Here is an 18,748-nt window from a genome sequence, read left to right as displayed (position 1 = left end):
AAAATAAATAATAAGGGGGCGAAGTCTCGCCCCCTGATTTGGTTTTTTCACAATTTATTGGAGGATGAGTTTAATTTCTTTGGTGTTGGTGTTGTGCTCGTATCGTAAGAAATAAACGCCCTTTGTTAAATGTTTGTCAGAAAGGCTGATTGCATACGAACCAGCATTGAGATATTCATCTACAAGAGTTTTAATGAGGATTCCGGATGCATTGTAAAGTTTGATTAAGGCTTTTCCTGAAACTGGCACATTGTAATTAATCGTTGTAAATCGGGTAAATGGATTGGGTTTCACATCAAGATGAAATTCTAATATCGGCGTAGGATTGCTTTGTATTGCTGGTGAAATATTTGATATTTGATATTTGATTTTTGATTTTTCTTCTGGGACATACTGCCAGAATTCATTAAGTTTATTTCCTTTGATTAACCAAACTCTACTGCCAGCATAAGCCAGCGACGCGCCGGTTTTTGGCACTGACTTCTTATAGTTTATACCGTATCTGGGAATGGTGCACAGTCCAGTCCAAAGCCCTTTAGATGACGGAGTATACATCCAAAAGTCTTGTTTGCCTTTACCTTTAATCAGATAAATCACACTGCCATCTGTGCAAATTGCCGTGCCATCACCAAATTTATTCTTCTTTCCAAGATTCGGGTGATTTTGCGGACAGGATTCGATTTCATCCCAATTATTAGTGCCAATGTCATAAACCCAGAAAGCATTATATTTGTCACCACCTTTTGCTGCATAAATTTTATTGCCGATCTTTCTAATGCAACTGCCATCTTTCCATGCTTTGTTATATAGACCAGGTTGAGTTTTTAGGAATGTCGCCCAAGTTTTTCCTGATGGATTATAGGAAAAGAAGTTGTTATATTCAAGTTTCTGTGCACCCACTAAAACATAGAGTAAACCTGATGATTCATCAAAATCAATTGAAGTGCCACCTTTGGTTGTTTGAAAATCATTTTAGAAAATAAGGGTAGAAGTATAAAAATAAATTAAAAACCTAATATTAAAAATAATGTGAAGCGCTATCTCAAATCATATAGGGAATGTCAGTATCTAAGTAAACTTTAGGGTGTAAATTCTGCTTTGAAACCAATATATATTGTTAATTTGCTGTTAGATAGTAATTAAAATCTGGATTTTATATATTAAGTATATAAAAGTTCTATCTTGATAATCTTAAATAATAATTACCTTTTTTGAACAATGAACCCCATCGCGTCAGTTGATGTTATATTAATCTTTTAATTTTTCTTGGATTTGGTTCAGTTTATCTTGGGCGGAAATACGCAGTCGTTCATCTTCTGATTCTTTAAGGCACCGTTCAAAGAATTCTTTTGCCCTTTGCCATTTCTTTAATTCAATTGCGACATTACCGGCTTCATATAAGGTTAAACCTAACATTGCCGAACTTTTTTCTTGACGATAGGTGTTATAGGCATTAATAAAATAATTTAATGCCTCGTCTAATTTCCCTCGTTTTTTGTAAATAGTTCCTAATCGAAAAAAACCATCACCGGATTTTCCAATTTTCCTGAATAGTTCCTTTATCGTATTTTCGGCTAAAGTATATTTACCCATTTCAATATAATAGTCAACCAATTCTAAATAAACATTCGGCAACATTGTCGAGTGAGGATACTTTTGCTTAAATTTTTCTAATATTTTAATTGCTTCATCTGTTCTTCCTAAACTGTAATATGACTTTGCTAATCCTCTATAACCAGACTCTGTTTCATTCGCATTCGGAAAATCTCTAATAAGCCAATTATAAAAAATTATTGCACTATCATATTGGGCAGTTGAATAATAGAGATGGGCAATTGCTGATAAGGGCTTAAATATAATGTCGGCATTAGGGAATTCTTGAATTATTTTCAAGTAATTGTTAATTGCTTGGGTGGTATCTCCTAAGAGCGCTAAACTTTGTGACTTCTCAATTTCAGCATTTAGAATCAAAGTTGAAATTGTATCTATTGTTCTAACTTTTTCTAATTCAACTATTGCAGTGTCGAACTTATTGTTCAAATAATAATAATGTCCAATCTCATATTGAATTTTAGCACGATTGAAAGATTGGGGATACTTTTCTAAATAAGACTTCCGCATTATAATCTCATTGGGATAAACGCCCTGTTTCAAATAGACTGCTTCCCGATTATATCTTACTAAATCAAGCAATGTATCTGCGCTGTTTTTTTCGGCTAAGTTGTAGAAATCGACCGCTCGTTGTAAACTGTCCAAAGCAAAATAAATATCAGCAATTCCTTTCAAGGCATAGGCGTATAAATTACCCTGCGTTATTTTAGAAAAGTTCTGAATCGCATAATTGTAATCTTTGTTCTGAGCACCAATTTTGCCTAAAATATAATACATCTCAAAAGCGTCATCGGAATTAGGATATTCTTTAGTATATTGCTCAGCGTAAAATTGGGCTTTATTAATATTAGCCAAATTATAATAACTATAAGCCAAATTAAATAAAGCAGTTTTACGAAAACGAGATTGGAGAAAATCTTTTAACAATTTCTCATAAATTGTAACCGCTTCTAAATAATTCTTCTCCTGATATAAGATATTTGCTAAATTAAATGTTGCTTCTTCAATTAATGGATTATCAGGATAGGTGGCTAATAATTTACGATAAGCCCTTTTGGCTCGGATAGATTTATTTTGTGCCTGATAAATTTTTCCGGTATTATATAATGCCAGGGCACTTAATGATGAATTAGGATAATTTATGATTAGTGAATCAAAATATTGTAATGCTTTTTCTGGTTGACGCATTTTAAGATACGCAAAGCCAATTCGGAAATAAACCTGTTCTTTTAATTCATTCAAAGTGTCTAACACTATGGTATTAAACTCTTTAATTGCATTTTTATAATCTTTTTTTTCGGAGTACAATGTTCCCAAGACTAATTTAATCTTATTTTGTAACCCTTGGTCAGCAACATTTAAGTTCTTCAAAATATTTATACTGTGTTCTTTATTATTGGTCAAATAGTAATTCAAACTTAATAAATATAAGAGTTCTGAAATTACTTTCGGATTGGAAATTTCGTCTTTCCTTGAAATTGCAGAAATAAGATATTTTTCCGATAATTCAAAATTCTGACTACACAAAGCCGACACACCAATAAAAAAGGGTAACTCTTTTGGATGGAGTTCAGGTTTTGTTCGATTCTCATAATTGAGAAAACAATTTAGCGCATCTGGATAACGACCCAGTCGGTATAATGCAATACCGTAATAAAAAAGAAAATCCGGTTCGGGGTTTTGGTTATATTGGATAATCTGATTAAAATAATCGACTGCTTTTTCATTACTGTTTTGCTCAAGAAAACTTCGACCTAACCAATAACCAGCGACAGATTTTTTAATACTGTCATCCGCAACTTTTAATGCTTTTTGAAAATATCTTTGGGCGGAAACAAATTTTTGGGAATAGAAATCAGCCTTACCAATCATCAATAATTTATCAAAATTAAAGATGCCGGATGGCTGGAGGTTAAGATTTAATATTGCTAAGGCTTTAACTTTGTTAAATTCCCTAAGGTTATAGCATAAATTAATATCATTAGCGTTCAAGAAGTTAGAAATACTACAGAGAACAATTAATAAAAAGGTGTATAGTGATAACATCTTCTTCTTATGTTAAATCTAAATTTTTTTAGGCATCGTCTTCATTTTATTTGAGTATAATAGTGTTATTAAATCGATAAATTTAATTGGCAGCGAACGGGTATTCAATTTTAGATTTCTTATTAAAAAGTATAAAACTTTTATCGGTTTCGTCAAGATTCAGGCTGTAATCTATCTAAAGCAGTTCATCTTGATTTTTACTATAATTTTAATATAATTCTAAATTAACATAAAATTGTGCTCAGATATGAAAAGTAACTTTATACAACGATTCAAAATTATAACTTTTGGTTATAAATTAAGAGAAATCATAAATCTTAAATTATGAAATAAGAAAGGAGTCTTTGTGGATATAATTGTCTGTCTTAAAATGGTTCCCGATACTTCAGAAACTGAAGTTCGGGTTGATAGTTCAGGCAAAGATATTCTGAAAGTTAGATTAATTTACACAACTAATGAAGCCGACAATTATGCTTTAGAATCGGCATTATTATTAAAAGAGAAGTTGGGGGGCACGATAACTTTGATAACTGTGGGTGAACAAAAATCGGATGAGATTCTTCGAATGGGTTTGGCAAAAGGTGCAGACCGAGCAATTCGGCTTACTGATAGTTTATTTGAAAAAGGTGACGCCTGGACTACCGCTAAAGCACTCTATTATGCAATTTCTCCAATTAAATACGATTTAATCTTGACAGGCTGTATTGCTACTGATGACGGATTTTCGCAAATTGGTCCAACTTTAGCATCATTACTTAATATTCCCTCAGCGGCTTATGTTAATAAAATCGAAGTTATTGATAACACTAAATTACGAATTGACCGCGAATTAGAAGGGGGTATTTTAGAAAAGAAAGAAATGCCCCTTCCCGCATTATTAACCATTCAAACTGGCATTAATACTCCCCGATACCCTTCTATTATCGGTATCAAAAAAGCTGCCGCAAAGCCAATTGAAGTCTTTGATGCAGTAAAACTAAATATTGACCCTAATACCTTTGAGAGTTTAGTCGAACTGGAAAAGATGTATCATCCGGTCGTCGAAGCCAAAGCCGAATTTATTACTGGTAGCGAAGATGAAATCTCAGCAAAATTAACTGGTATCATCAAAGAAAAGGTGGGCTTATGAGTCAAAATAAATCTTTAGCATCAATTGCGGTCTTAATTGAACACCGAGAGCGACAGATTAAAGATATTAGTTACGAAATGCTGACCTTAGCCCATAAAATTGCCCATACCCAAGGATATGAGATTACCGGTATTGTTTTGAGTGATAATTGTCAACCGATTGTTGAAACGATAAAGTCTTATTGTCATAATATCATTTGTGTTGAAGACAAACTGCTGGAAAATTTCAATACCCAAATTTATTTACCGGTGCTTGCAAAAATAATCCAAGAGACGCGTCCTTTATTAACAATAATTGGTCATACGGGTTTTGGCACGGATTTGGCACCTTACTTAGCCGGTTCACTTTCCCTGCCTCTTTTAACTGATATTTTTGACCTTGAAATCAGTTCAGAAAAAATACTCGTTCGCCGGCAAATGTATGGTGGTAAAGTTACTGCTGAATTTATTAGCAAGAAGACACCGGCAATGGTCACAGTTCGCACTGGCTCTTTTGAAAAAATCTTTTCCTTACCTAAAATTCCTCAACTATCCGCTAATCTTCAAAAACTTCCTTTGGCAATTGACCCGTCAATTCCTGAAAGATTTAAGTTTTTAGGATACGGCGAAGTTCCGACGACCGGTATTGATATCACCAAAGCCGATATTATTGTGGCAGTTGGTCGTGGCATTAAAGAACAAAAGAACTTAACAATGATTGAGAACTTTGCTAATGATATTGGTGCGACGCTTGCTTGCACCCGACCGATTATCGATGCGGGTTGGCTTCCCAAAGACCGGCAAGTTGGTTCTTCAGGAAAAACTGTTAAGCCGAAACTTTATATTGCCTTAGGTATTTCCGGTGCTTTTCAACATATCAGCGGAATGAAAAACTCAGAAACCATTATTGCGATTAACAAAGACCCAGAAGCACCAATCTTTTCCGTTGCCCATTATGGCGTTGTCGGCGATTTATTAAAAATTGTTCCAATTTTAGCAACTAAAATAAAAGAATTGAAATCTTAAGCCGAACGCACCTATAAAACTTTTATTATCTAATATTAATAAAAGTAAAATTAAGATAAAATGAACATTATAACAATTTCTAAGGAAATCAGAGATGCAATTATTGAACTCGGTGCGACTGATGCCTACAAGTGTTATCAATGTGGCATGTGTACGGCTTTATGTCCTTGGTTTCAAATTGAAAAAGTTGATTTTATAGTTAATCGAATTCCGCATAATGTCAAACTCGGTAATGTTATGTCCAGTGAAGATAAAGCAGAAATTGAAAAAGAAGTTGAAGAACTCTTTCGTTGTGTTGGTTGTGATAATTGCCTGGCTTATTGTCCAAGAGGTGTTAACATAGGTGATATTGTCCGAGCAATTCGCCGACTCTTAATTGACTATGAAGCCATACCTAAAACACTTAAAGACATTGTTACTAAAATCTATAGTTCGGGTAATCCTCAAGGTGAGACTCCTGAAAAAAGAAATAACTGGGCAAATAAATTTGATGTGCCTTTATATCTTCCCAATTTAGAATATGCTTATTTTGCCTGTTGTATCCCGGCTTATGATGCGCAAATCAGAAAAATAGCCGAGGCGACAGTTAAAGTGCTAAAATCATCTGATGTCTCTTTTGGTTTAGTCAACAATGAAGTCTTTTGTTGTTCTGAAGCAATAAGAAACATCGGTGCAGAAAAAATCTTTACGGAAATTGCTAATAATAATATTAATGCCCTAAAAAAACAAGGTGTCAGAAAACTACTCGTTACTTCGCCCCATTGTTATACTGCTTATAAGAATGATTACAAAGAACTGGGATGTGATTTTGAAGTAGTCCACACATCCCAACTTTTCTTCCAACTACTTCAAGATAAGAAAATTATACCGTCTAAACCAATAAAAAAGAAAGTTGTATATCATGACCCTTGCACGCTTGGCAGACAGAATAATATCTACGAAGAACCCAGAGCGGTGTTAAAAAGCATACCTGAATTAGAATTATTAGAAATAGAAAATTTTACTAAAAAAGATAGTGTCTGCTGTGGTGCTGGTGGTGGTGGATTATGGTTAGATTGGCAAAAGGGTGAACGAATGTCTGATATTCGCATTCAACAAGCAATTGATGCTGGTGCAGAAATCTTAGCAATTGCTTGTCCTTATTGTATGATAATGTTTGAAGACAGCGTCAAAACAATGCAAGGAGACATAGAGATAAAAGATATTGCAGAAATTCTGGCTGAGTCTTTAGCTCTCTAAATAAAGATTGTCAATTTTATAGCATTTGTTGGTAATTAAGATCCTTTGTATATACTTAGAAATGATATAATTTACGACCTTGTCTATCTGAGAAATGGGTAAGAAAGAATTGAAAATATTGAAGAATAATAATGTTTTGAGCATTTTCAGGTACGCTGTGCTTGAGGAAAGACAAATTCTTTGAACGATTAATAAAAATAAAAGGGTGGGAGAGTATATCCCACCCTTTGAGTTTTAAGTAGTAGTTTACTTAACTATCAATTTCGTTTTCATTTGGTGATTAGCATCTTCATATTTTAAGAAGTAGATTCCGCTATTAATTCCTAATGTCGAAGTTTTGATTTTTAAGGAGTGTGAACCAGCATTCTGATAACCTTCCAGCAGATTTGCTATCAATTCTCCATTGGCATTATACAGTTTGAGTGAAACTTTGCTTGAAATCGGCACTGTATAATGAATAGTAGTTACTTGGGAAAATGGATTTGGTGTGACATTTATCGTAGATTTGGAATGTAGAATTTGGAATTTGGAATTTTCCATCTGTTGGATATTTGACATTGGGTTTTTGATTTCTGATTTTTCTAATGAAGGTGTATAGCACCACATCTCTTTTGAGTTTCCGCCTTTAAGTGCGTAAATGCTGACACCTTTTACGGCTAAAGAGCCACCTTGCTTTACTTTTTTATTATACGGTCCGACAGGAATCGTCTCGGCAGTATTCCAAGTATTGGTATATACATCATAGAAACCAAAGTCTTGAGTATTACCGCCTTTGAAAGCATAAATCTTATCAGCCAATACGACTAATGCCGCACCATCTTTAATGCCTTTGTTTATGGTTTTTGGTGTACCGAACATTGCGTTTGCCTTTTGAGTCCAATTCCCATTAGCAAAGGCATAAAAATGTTTTGTGTTATTACCGACAAATGCATAAATCGTATCGCCTTTAGAGACTAATGCTGCACCGCCTTTTATCTTTTTGCCATCTGAAGTATTTAAACTTGTCTGCTGTGTCCAAGATGAGTCCGCCGGATTATACATCCAGAATTCGTTAGTATTGCCACCTTTAAAGGCATAAATTAGTCCATTATGAACTACTAATGCACCACCGGATTTAACTTTAGAATTGGCCGGACCAAGGGGAATTGAAGTTCTTTGTATCCATCGGTTTTCATTCGTAATATATGCCCAGAATTCAGAAGTATTACCACCTTTGAAGGCATATAATGTGCAACCTTTAGCAACTAAAGCACCGCCGGCCTTGACGCGTTTTTTATCAGGTTTGCCATTCGGTTTTAGTGCATAAGGTATTGAACACTTCGCTGACCATGTTCCATTTTCATACGCAAAGAAGTTCACTGAGTTTCCGCCTTGAAGCGCATAGAGCACTCCTTGATGACAAACTAAAGCACCACCATCTTTAATACCCTTTTTACCAGGAGTAGTCGGAACTGATTCTTTAATTGCCCAACCCGCTGGACTTAGAATAACACTAAATCCACGGGCTAAAGAATAATCACTCCAGTTGGTTGCAACATCTTGTGCCCGCACTTTCCACTCATAAAATCCTTCGTTAAACGTTGTTGAATAAAATGTATTAGATGTTGTAATATTAACCACTTCATCTTTTGCACTATAAACTACCAGATTATAAATTACTGCGTCAGAAACTGGACTCCAGGAAAAGGATACATTTGATGTCGTAAATACTGTATCATCTGGTGGTGAACTTAAACTGGGAATATTAGGTGGAGTTATATCAATTATAAACGACCTGGTACTGATTGCACTTGGATTACCAATACTATCATAGGCTTGAACATCCCAATAATAGAGATTTTCGGTTAAAGTTATTGGGCAGGTAAAGACCGTATCCATAAATGTTGAGTCAACAATTGGGATTGCACTACCTTCTGGAGTAATGGTAATACGGAAGTTGGCTGCGCCACCAAGTAAGTACCAAATAAATGTTGGTGTTGGGTCATTAATAACCGCATCGGGTTCTGGTAGTAGTAAATCCGGACCTTTAAGTTGAACCCTTACTGTCCAAATGTCACTCCAATCGCCTAAGGGATTTTCCACTCGCACCCGCCAATAATATAAAGACTCAGGCAATGATTGGAAGTCAGGAATGGAATCCTCGGAAATTGGAACGACCTTATCAATTATTGGTGAACCAAAGTCATTGGTCTCATCAATCTGCAACCGATATTCAATTGCCCCACTCTCATCAGTCCAATCAAACCAAGGTGTTGCGTCATAAATTATAAAACCATTCGGAGGAAAGACTTGTGTTGGCTGAGCAATTAAGAGCGAGCACATAAAAAACACGGCTAAAAGCATTATTTTATTTATTTTTGGCATAATGCCTCCATTTTATCCAGAATAGCAAAATTTTAAGACGAGATAAGAAAGAATATGTTGATATCGTGTCAATCCTTTCTTTATCATCGTCTTTTCTGCCATCTGGTTATTTCGTTTTATTATTTTTTTATGATTTTTAAGAATTCTCCCAAAAGAAGAACCGGATAAAAACTGAATTTGCAAGTTCTCATTTTTTTATGTTGTCTTATTTTTTTATTATTTTTACAATTAAATTTTTATTATTGGTTAAATCCTTGTAATGTATGAAATAGATGCCTTTGCTGAGATGAGTAGTTGAAACCTGAAGAGAATGCGCTCCTGTTTGATAATAATCATCGGAAAGTGTTTCCAAGTATTGGCCTATATTATTATATAACTTTATTTGAACTCGAGTCAGCGATTGAACCGAAAAATGGATTTTTGTCTCATCATCAATCAGATTGGGTGTGACCCTAAATGTAAAGTCAGAGATATTTATATTCTTTTCTGTCATCAATGAAGTATTTATTAGCGGTTCTGGTTGAGATAGTTCAGTGGGCATTGGTGTATATTGCCAAAACTCAGTAGTATTATTACCTTTGAGCAGATAGACTTTTCCATTAGTATAGGCAAGACTGGCACCAGATTTAGGCACTGATTTGTCATCAATCTTTGGAATCCCATTAAGATTTATCCAATTATTTATCCCAGGCAGATATTGCCAAAAGTCTTGCGCACCACCACCTTTAATTGCATAAATAACATTCTGGTCCGTAGCCATTGCACCACCATCTTTAACCTTTTTGGCTTGAGTTATCTGAGGATGAATTAAAGGCAGAGTTTTACGCTGACTCCAAACATCGGCTTGAATATTATAAGCAAAGAAATAGTTGTCTTTTCCACTTCCTTTGAGTGCGAAAATTGTATCTCTTAACAACACAAGGCAACTACCATCTTTGTAAGGTTTATAATCTGGTGCCGGTGCTGAATTCAAACTACTCCATTGGTTAGATGTGGTATCATAGACAAAGAAATTAGGCTCACCATATTTTCTACCGCCGAGCAGCATATAGACTTTACCATTGTAGAAAACAAGCGAGGTTCCGCCTTTAGCACCATTATCAGCAGGAATAAAGGCTTTGGCGGTCCAACGATTTTGGGAAATATTATATACCCAGAACTCTTGGGTTCGATTACCTTTGGTTGCATAGATTTTATTTGCACCATCAAAGCACAATGCTGAACCTTTTCCTACTCGTTTTATATTGTATTTAGTCGGGTCTTGAGGTTTCTTACCAAACGGCATTGTTTCTTTTGATACCCAATTTGTGCCATTGAACATATAGAACTCATTAGATTTATTACCGCGGAAAGCATAGAGATTACTATTAACTGCGACCATTGCACCGCCATCTTTAACTCCTTTGCCGACAACATTAGAAGGAAATGGTTGATTTATCCTTTGCCAACCTGGTTGGGATAAAGTAATTGTGAATTGTCTTGTTTCTGACCATTGACCATAAGGTAAACCAGCACGCACACGCCAAAAATAATTGCCTTCATTCAAGCCTGGTGATGGCATCTGAAATTGAGAAATGGAAACAATCGTATCAATAGGTGAGGAAAACTTAACATTGTTGGCAATTTGCAGTTCATATTGCGTCGCATTATTCACATCCTGCCAATCAAAGAACGGTGTGCGAGTGTTTAATATGGCGTTAGGAAGTGGTGCTATCAGGTAAACTGAAGTCCTGATGATAAATATCCTTACTTCTGACCAATAACTATAAGGAACACCGGCTCTAACTCGCCAATAATATTTACCATTTCTCAGCGGAGTTAGGTGTTGATATTCGGTATTTGAGACAATAGTATCGACTATTAGTGAAGAAAAATTATAAGTGTCGGCAACCTGAATCTGATAGGCAGTGGCACCTGTTACATTCTGCCAAGCAAAAGATGGAGTTGAAGTATTTAAGGTTTCGGAAGTAAGCGGTGATGTTAAAACTGGTGCACTTAAGACAACATAAACTGAATCTTTTAGGGTATCATTTAAGGTATTATCATCAGTCGCAAGCATAGTATATGTTTGAGTATAATATTTTCCTGGCAGAGCACTGAAATTACCAAAATTAACAAGTCTTATACTATCAGGTAAAAGATTAGATACATATCTTGTTTGATTAAAGACGATATTGCCACTGGCATTACGGATAATGAATTTAGTTGAACAAGAAGCAGTTCGGGTATAATAATTCTTAAATTTAGCCGAAACCGGTAAACTGCCAAGAATTTGAGTATCTTTTGGTGAGACGATTTGATATGCGCCGACATCGTGAAATCTTACTTTGACACTGCCGGTAATTTTATCGTTTCCTGAATTATAATCATCAGCATATAAAGTTGAACATTTCGTTGTAAAAGTTCCAAAATATCGTGCAGTCCACGGTGCAAAACCGACAATTTGACTTGAGTGCCCTTGAACTGTAACCTGTTGCGTATTTGCATATCCATCATTAATCTCAAATTTAACACTTATATTTGCAGGATTAGGTCCATAATTATGCACAACCGCAACAGGAGTAACAACCTCTCCGGAATCAACAACATTAGACGGTGCTTCAATTGATATTGGTCCGACATCTTTATTAAAATTAAACAGGATTGCAGTTCCCGAAGTCGGAATATGGGCACTTGGTGAACCATTATGATTATACTGCAAATAATAATTATTAGCGCCATTGCCACCTTGAATGCCAACTGTGCTACTGGTTTGAGCAACAGTTGATACGCGTTTATACTGATATTTAATGCGTCCATCTTTATAAAGAATTATTTGAAAGGTATTGCGTTGAGCAGTCTGGTTATACCGAGGAACTGAATCCCATTGAAACACGACGAACTGATTACTGGGGTCATTGTATTGATAAACTCTTCCAGGTGGAGAGTAAAGAGTTCTTAAGTCTAAATCATCCCATAATGGTCCAATAAAGTTATTAATTGATGCATAAGGAAGCGGTTGATTTGCTATTTGATTGGATGTAAATGTTGTCGGAAATTGTAAAAAACCATTAGTGTTGACATAAACAGTGCATAATGGTTGGCCGTAGTAGGGAAAAGTAAAAGGTAAAGCCACTCTAACATTTCCATCATCAGCACTTGGTGACCAACCAGTTAATTGCACACCAGTAGAACCATCAAACCAATTATAAGTGACCGTATCACCATAAATTGAATTATGGGTTGATTCATAAAAATATCCGGCACCATCCGGGTCACTTGCTGGCGTTGTTCTGGTGCGTCCTTTTAAGGTGTCATTATTATTATATTCATCACCAATAAGCGCTGTAAATACTAAAATATTATATACTCGATTAGAAACAGGCGTAAACTGACCAAAGTCGACTGAACGATTTGAATCTGGCATCAAAGTGTTTATTGAATCTTTAAGCAGAACAATTGTGCCCGATAAACTATCCGTTACAATTGCTCTGGCTGAGAAAGTGGCTGAATTTAACCCGTAATTTTTTAGCACAGCAATTACATTTTGCGGAGTTCCAGCAACAACTCTTTCTGAAGGTGATGGGATGCTGGCAACGCCAACATCATAATTATAAGGTAATGAAAATTTAAGTGCAATATTAGGTCGATTATAGGTTTCAGTTAAAGAAGTTGGTTGATTTGCATCGCTACTTGCTCGACGAGTTTGATAAGTTGCAGTCGCCGTATAACGCCACATTGGATAATCATTAATCCACGATTGATAACCTTTAACAATTAAAATCTGAAGATTATCCGTGTTATTATAATAGAAAGGTGTTTGCAATGCGACTTCGCGCCAACCGGCACCTTCGTCATTAGGAAATGTTCCGCTATAGACTAATTGATATGGTGAAGTTGGTGGCAGAGTAATTGAGCCACTGGCAAGGGTAGTCGCAGTAGTATGCCGCATATAAATATTAACATTTTCAATAGGGGAAGTATTAGCCCCTGAATGTCGCTCATATGCGATATGGGTTATTTTTGCTGAAGTATTAATATTTATTTCTGATTTTAGATATATCGCTTCATGGGTAGAATAGTTATAAAAGCGGTCAAAAGGAAAACGGTCGTTGGTTGTAGCCGTGCCGATGGTCACTTGATAAATTTGGATGATATTAGTGATTCCGGTCTTTCTGTCATTATTGGAATTGACATCGCCTCCAAGGAATGTTCTTATTTTAACAGTGCATAATTCAGATGCTGTGGGTATCCAAGAACTGAAATTTATCGTCGTATCTCTGCCGCCTGCCAATGAAATTGTTTGCGTGTTTGTATGTCTTAAATAGCCATTAGAGTTTACAATTGAACAAATGACAAAGAAATTTGAAGCGTTACCGGCTCCGTAGTTCTTTATCTTTGCCTGAGGTATCAGCGATGACCCTATTAAGACATAATGTAATGGTAATGGGCTTATTATGGACTCAACACCAACATCTATAGGTGGCACAACACTAAATGAGCCAAATGCCGTATCATTTGCTCGCCATTGGTCATTATTCAGTGCCGTGTATGCTTTAGTAGCATATGTGCCTAAAGTCGCATTCCAAACAGGAAATTGTTTTGTGACAGTATCTCCTGGACCTAAAACTACCTGATTAATTGTTTGTGTATATACTGAGCCAATCTTAAATGTCACCGGAAAAGTATCAGTATAAGTGCCATAATTCTTAATTAAAACTTTGGGATAAACACTTGTTCCTGAGCCAATTGTGCCTGTGGGTTCAAGAATTGCGAGAATACCAACATCGTGAACATTACCGCCAAGTTGAACTGTAACATTTTTTTCATAAGGAATACAATTAACCGCAGTAACAGTGACAGACATAGTTCCTGGTGTTGGTGGGTCAATGGAAAAACTGACAGTCCCGGAACTGTTGGTATAACCATATTGATAAATCACACTGTCGTTCATCATTAGACAAACTAAAGCATCATTCAGAAAAGTCGTGCCGATTTTTACTGTGACGGTATATGTTTGGAGTCCAGTATAAATTATTGTATCGTGCAAGACAGTTAATTGTCTCGGCTTATTAGTCCAGAGATTAAGTTCTGGGTCACCAAGCAGATTCCATTCGCGGTAGCGAACAGTTGTCCAATTAGTAGGGTATATTGAATCGGCAATAAATTTTGCACGCTTAAAAGCATCTCCAAGTTTATAAATTTTATCATTGAATATTGACCGGAAAAATCCCTTAGCAACTGCACTCCGACATTGTGCAATACCGCTACCGCTTTGGGTAGTGCCTAAAAATCCAACCGCACCTTTCGGATTTGTTACACTGCCTGCTCTCATAAATCTTTCGCCTAAATATAGACTACCACTTAAACTCATTGTATAACAAGTCGCTGAAATAATGACCGGTAATTTAAACCCGTTAACTAAAGAACTAGGTGTTACACCAAATGGGCTCCACCAAGTTGAGCCTACGCTTTGACCTCTAAAAAGGACATAGGTCCTACCATCATTAATTGCTGATTCAACATCAATATATGAATGCCCGCGATTTTTAGAAAACGAATCTATTTGAATATAACCGGCATTACTCATCAATCCTGCACAATACCGCACATCTGCCCAGTATATTGAATCACTGGTGCCACCATCATTATCTTCTCTAACTATGGTCGTTCCCTTTCTAAACCAGAGAGAATCTGTAAGATAAGGACTGCGTTCATAGCCCAGGGTTTTTGTCACCATAAGACTACATTCGCTGACATTAGTACAGGAAAACCGCCCGACCGGCAACTCCATTAAATAATCACCAGTCATATTACCATAATAATCATCATAAGCATTATTCTCACTATAGATAAAATTGGGAGCACCTACCAACAAAACATACTCTGGTCTCGGATTCCAAGTGTTGTAAGCATTAACAATATAATTCTTAATAGTTGAGATTGCAGTTGGAGTTGCACCAATTTCTGAAAGTGTAACTACTTTTGTGGGCACACCTTTCTTATGTTTCCATTGGGCTAAAGGCAGGATTGCATTATAGAAATTATCGTGGGTAATAATGAGATATTTCGCGCCATTCAGAGCAAAACTGAAACTGATTATAGTAAATATTAATAGTAAAACTTTTTTCATCTTAATGCTCCTTTTTTATCATTAATTCTCTATAAATAATTCTGTCTGACCAAAGAATCTCAAAAGTAAAGGAACACAGCAATTTGAGACCCTTCATTGCACTCAGAATGACAATGTGAACAGATGTCATTCTGAGCCCAATACGGGCGAGGTATCTCAACAGCGAAAAAATAGAATATTTGAGTTCCTTCGGCTCGCAGTCGCTACGCACCGCGTAAAATTCAGAATAACAAAAAGGTCGTCTTGTTTTGACTTGCTTCATCTTTTTACTAATTTTTGAGCAAAACGCTCAGTTTCATTTCTTCTGATCACAATCATATAAACACCCTTAGGCAAATCGCTAATATCTAACTTGGAATTTGGAATTTGGAATTTAGAATTTGGAATTTGCCTGCCTAAGGCATCATAAATCGTCATTTGCCATCTGTCCTGAGGAATTAACCAATTAATATTTACAATATTTCGGCAGGGATTGGGTGATACGGTGAAGATAATTTTTGAATTTTGACTATTGACTGTTGAATATTCTTCAACTTCAGTGGTTGTAATGCGAATCGTTCCTTCAAACGGCTTACAATTTCTTGCGGTCACGGTGATAAAAAATATCCCAGAGTTTTGCGGTGGAATTGTAAAATTTATTATGCCATTACTATTAGTTGTGCCATAGCGGTAAATCGTATCTTTCATAACACAAACTAAAGCATTAGGTAATGGTGTTGTGCCAATTTTAACTTGAGCAGAAATATTGGTCTGGGAACTTGAGATTATTGAATCATAAATCACGCTTAAAGTTTTCGGCACACTGGTCCAAATACATAATTCTGGGTCACCAAGCAGATTCCATTCTCGGTAGCGAATTGAAGTCCATCCTGATGGTCTTATGGAATCTGCCAGAAATTTACCTCTTTTTAATGCGTCACCCAATTTATAAAATCCTTCAGTGAAAATTGCTTTGGCAATATTTACTGTGACTATTCCTCTGAGTTGGGCTAATCCGGAACCGGCTTCAGAATTGGTTGTGCCGACAAAGGCAACTGCACCCTTAGGATTATTAACACTGCCGGCTCTTAGAAATCTCTCACCCAGATAATGTGGTTCTAAATAACTTAAATTTATCGTAGCACAAGTTCCAGAAATCACAATTGGTAACTTAAAACCATTATTAGTTTGTTCCGGGTCAAGATTAAACGGTGCCCACCAATTACCAACACCCTGACCGCGAAAAACGACAAATGTCCGACCATCATCAATTGCTGAGATAACATGCCGGGCAGAATCTTGTCTTTGTCTGGAAAAGGAATCAATATGTATAAAATTGGCATTCTGCCATAAACCAAAAATATAGCGCATATTTGCCCAATAAACTGAATCGACCGCACCAAGGTCTTCTCGCACAATACCAGTTGCCTTTTTATACCAAAGTGTGTCTAATATATATGGTGTGCGTTCATAATTAAGTGTCTTGGCAACCATTACACTACAATGCACTGCAGTGGAACAGGAAAATCTGCCAAGGGAAAGTTCCATTTTGTAATCACCAGTTATGTTCGCATAATAATCGTCATACTTATTCTGGTCAGTCTTAATATGTAAAGGACTTCCAACTAAGAGCACATATTCCGGTCTTGGATTCCAAGTATTATAAGCATTACTGATATAGCGTTTAATTGCAGAAAGTGATTCGGGAGTGGCGTTTATCTCAGAAAGGGTAACAACTCTTGTTGGCAGTCCTTTTTTATGTTTCCATTGGGCTAAAGGTTGAATGGCATTAGCAAAGTCGTCGTGCGTGATAATTAAATACTTCGCGCCTGATTGCGCGAAGATAATTCCAGAATAAATTGCAACAAGTAAAATTATGATTTTTCTCATTTATTGAATTTCATCGACAAAGGGTCCAGTTTTGAATCTTTTTGACATTCTGAGCATTGGGTAGAATCTCAACTGCTCAGTTTTGAGTAAACTCAGTTCGAAAATGCTGGCTATATAATAATTATAACTAAAAAATCTATAAAGTCAATAATTTTTTAATCTGTCAATATTAAATTCTTCTCTGAAAAGATAAAGTTGAGTAGGAAAAATAACAATTTGTCATTAAATTTTTCTGAAACAAAAGCAATTTTTGAATCTTTTCATATCTTTTTGACCTCTTGATTTTTTTATAAAATTGGATATATTCTTTTCTATGGCACCAGTGCGGTCATGGATAAATAAGTCAACTTTGGAAATTGTTTTAGGTGATATTACGCAACAAACAACTGAAGCGATAGTTAACTCGGCAAATCCTAATTTAGAACCCGGCCGAGGTGTTTCCGGTGCAATTCATCGTGCAGCTGGTCCGGAATTAGCCGAAGAATGTAAAAATTTAGGTGGTTGTAAAACTACTGAAGCAAAATTAACTAAAGGTTATAATCTCAAGGCAAAGTATGTCATACACACAGTCGGACCGGTCTTTCGTTATCGGGAAAAAGATGCAATCGATTTACGAAACACTTATCTCAATTGTCTAAAATTAGCCTTGGAAAATGGTATTAAAAGTATTGCTTTTCCGTCAATCAGCACAGGTATTTACGGTTATCCGATTCGCGAAGCCTCAGAAATCGCTTTAACCGCAATCAAAGATTTCTTAAGAAAAAATCACGGCATTGACTTAGTCCGAATTGTGCTCTTAAAAGATGAAGACTTCCGAATCTATAAGCAGACCGCTGAACGACTACGCATCTAATTAGTAAGTGCTTGAGAAGTTGATAATTCTAAACATAGTTGATTTGACCAAAATCTCAAACACCAACAATACTCAATATTCGGATTATTTTTTATTGCTCACTGGACTTTTGTCTTTTTGAGTGAACCAACCGACCTCAAAGCAGATGTTTCTTGACCTTTGAGAATCTTTCAAGGCGACAACACCAATTAACTGAAAAATTAGGGTTCAAAACTTATAAATTAGAAATTTTAAGTTTTAAGCGGTTATACTGCGTTTTGCAATTTGCGTTCAGAGATTGAAACCGTGCTTTCTCTTATTTTGACACGAGTAAAGAATCGGAAATTTGAAGATATAATCAAATTTTGTAGAAAATCGGAAATACGAGATTTTGTGGTTATAATAAATCCGCCAGCACCAACCAAACTATGAGTCAATTGCTCTCTGAATTGCAGACTCAATTGTTCTGACAACTGCTTCCTGAATTGCTTCCTGAATATATCCGACAATTACTTTCACAACAACCCCAAAAACAATACTCA

Annotated in this window: 9 protein-coding genes; 4 read left to right on the top strand and 5 right to left on the bottom strand. The window is 35.9% G+C overall.

The features are described from left to right. Positions 1-54: 54 nt before the first annotated feature. Together N2201_04865 and N2201_04860 are read right to left on the bottom strand one after the other, a co-directional pair. A complete protein-coding gene (locus N2201_04865; protein ID MCX7785542.1) occupies positions 55-900 on the bottom strand; it encodes a T9SS type A sorting domain-containing protein in 846 nt (281 codons plus the stop codon). A gap of 348 nt (positions 901-1,248) precedes the next feature. Beyond that, the gene (locus N2201_04860; protein MCX7785541.1) at positions 1,249-3,657 is read right to left on the bottom strand and encodes a tetratricopeptide repeat protein; all 2,409 of its coding nucleotides are present in this window, start codon (positions 3,655-3,657) and stop codon (positions 1,249-1,251) included. Between the two features lie 346 nt (positions 3,658-4,003). On the opposite strand from N2201_04860, the gene N2201_04855 reads away from it, so the two are divergent. The 3 genes from N2201_04855 to N2201_04845 are packed head-to-tail and all read left to right on the top strand — an operon-like array spanning position 4,004 to position 7,029. After that, positions 4,004-4,786, top strand: a complete 783-nt coding sequence (locus N2201_04855) for an electron transfer flavoprotein subunit beta/FixA family protein (protein MCX7785540.1) — start codon at positions 4,004-4,006, stop codon at positions 4,784-4,786. Then, positions 4,783-5,790: an electron transfer flavoprotein subunit alpha/FixB family protein gene (locus N2201_04850; protein MCX7785539.1), complete on the top strand. Its 1,008-nt coding sequence runs from the start codon at positions 4,783-4,785 to the stop codon at positions 5,788-5,790. Before N2201_04855 ends, N2201_04850 begins: the two co-directional genes overlap by 4 nt. A gap of 60 nt (positions 5,791-5,850) precedes the next feature. Next, a complete protein-coding gene (locus N2201_04845; GenBank protein MCX7785538.1) occupies positions 5,851-7,029 on the top strand; it encodes a (Fe-S)-binding protein in 1,179 nt (392 codons plus the stop codon). A gap of 246 nt (positions 7,030-7,275) precedes the next feature. Here N2201_04845 and N2201_04840 read toward each other — a convergent pair whose 3' ends face one another. The 3 genes from N2201_04840 to N2201_04830 form a co-directional block, all read right to left on the bottom strand. Beyond that, on the bottom strand, positions 7,276-9,393 hold the full coding sequence (locus N2201_04840; protein MCX7785537.1) for a T9SS type A sorting domain-containing protein: 2,118 nt from the start codon (positions 9,391-9,393) through the stop codon (positions 7,276-7,278). A gap of 205 nt (positions 9,394-9,598) precedes the next feature. Beyond that, positions 9,599-15,505 carry a C25 family cysteine peptidase gene (locus N2201_04835; GenBank protein ID MCX7785536.1) on the bottom strand — a complete coding sequence of 1,969 codons (5,907 nt, stop codon included), beginning with the start codon at positions 15,503-15,505 and terminating at the stop codon, positions 9,599-9,601. A 258-nt stretch (positions 15,506-15,763) separates the two neighbouring features. Beyond that, complete coding sequence (locus N2201_04830; GenBank protein ID MCX7785535.1) at positions 15,764-17,374, bottom strand: C25 family cysteine peptidase; 1,611 nt, start codon at positions 17,372-17,374, stop codon at positions 15,764-15,766. Between the two features lie 313 nt (positions 17,375-17,687). Between N2201_04830 and N2201_04825 the strand changes: the two genes are divergently transcribed. Then, complete coding sequence (locus N2201_04825; protein MCX7785534.1) at positions 17,688-18,227, top strand: macro domain-containing protein; 540 nt, start codon at positions 17,688-17,690, stop codon at positions 18,225-18,227. Positions 18,228-18,748: the final 521 nt, after the last annotated feature.

The sequence above is a fragment of the candidate division WOR-3 bacterium genome (assembly GCA_026418155.1).
GTDB lineage: Bacteria > Hydrothermota > Tepidihabitantia > Tepidihabitantales > CAIPLT01 > JAOABV01.
Note: the sequence above shows the minus strand (reverse complement) of the source record. Positions and strands in the feature narration are given on the sequence as shown.